The sequence below is a fragment of the Leisingera sp. ANG49 genome (assembly GCF_059694505.1).
Genome location: NZ_JCATZN010000073.1, coordinates 1 through 338 on the forward strand (window position 1 = coordinate 1; position 338 = coordinate 338).

Consider the following 338-nt stretch of genomic DNA (forward strand, 5'->3'; position numbering starts at 1 on the left):
CCGCGCTGTACCAGGGCGGGACAGGGTATTCGTCGCTGGTGAACCGCAGCATCGCCTTCAGCGTCTTGGAGGTTTTCGGCAGCCGCAGCACGCCATTGTTGACCATCGGCTTCTTGTCGGAGATCCAGCCGTGGAAATGCTTGCCGCTGATGTCCCACGGCTGGCAGCAGTAGGCATCGGTGTCGGCCCAGACATATTCAGTCTGGCGCAGCATGTGCAGGCGGAAGACGTCTGCGTGATAGGCCGGGCTGCCGGTCTTGGCATGGCGGATGATGCGGTCCGCGGGAAGAATGCTGTTGGCGTCAGCAGTCTGCACCCCATCCGGCACGCCCTTGACT

1 pseudogene is annotated in these 338 nt (G+C 62.7%); it reads right to left on the bottom strand.

Going from position 1 to position 338, the window contains the following annotated elements:
* Positions 1-338 (bottom strand): annotated as a pseudogene (locus AC58NV_RS23790) (class I SAM-dependent methyltransferase); the annotation flags it as partial.